1 protein-coding gene is annotated in these 852 nt (G+C 50.0%); it reads right to left on the bottom strand.

The window, feature by feature from the left end; all coding sequences use genetic code 11:
• A partial coding sequence (locus R7Z50_RS26015) for a DUF1513 domain-containing protein (protein ID WP_318149543.1) occupies positions 1–848 on the bottom strand: 848 nt, incomplete at its 3' end.
• Positions 849–852: the final 4 nt, after the last annotated feature.

Consider the following 852-nt stretch of genomic DNA (forward strand, 5'->3'; position numbering starts at 1 on the left):
TTGGTTGCAGCAATACTGGCTATATAGTGATTAAAGCGTGCCCATTCTTCAGGTTTTGCTTGCAGTGTTTGCATCTCTCCTCCACGCGTATGCATGGCGAGCAAAGCAGGATATTCGTCAGGTTCTCCGCGATATTGCTGGCCACACAACACCGTTTCTGAACCATCATGCGCAAGATCACGAATGCTCAACTTATGATCCGGCAACGCAACTTGATCAAGCAACTCGCCGTTTTGCGAAAGGTAGCTCAAGCTTGGCGTCATGCTGTCCAAATTCAAAGGCTCACGACCATTAGTATGCACCCCACCCACACCAATCGCTAACGTGCCATCGGGCATCATGATCACTTCATGAGGCCCAATGCCGAATCCCGATAACTCAGCGATTTTTCGGTATTGGTTTTTAACATCGTAAACACCGATGATACCTCGGCTAGTGCCTCTTTCGCCTTCCGTAGCGAAGAGATAAAGACCATCGTGAGAATAAACGCCGTGGCCGTAAAAATGGCGCTCCGGTTTTGCCAGTTCCAACTTGAGCATTTGTTCTGTTCGATAGTCGAACACCATAAAGAAAGTGCCAGGACGTCGACCAAAAACAACCGCGTGGCCATGCTGATTGGTCGCCACGCCATGTCCACGTTCAGGGATAGGTAACGTCGAAATAGGCATACCATGTTCATCAGCCACCACGGCAGCAAACTTATCTCGCCCGACAATGGAACAACCAATCAATGCGGGCTCTCGCTTTGTTGTCGCCGCACAACCAAACGGCAACACGGGAGTTGCCGCTCCAAATAGTGCCGCTTTTAGAAGCGTTCGGCGGGTTTGATCAGTCACCATCGGTTGCATTAAA

The organism is Vibrio sp. 1249-1, assembly GCF_033340495.1.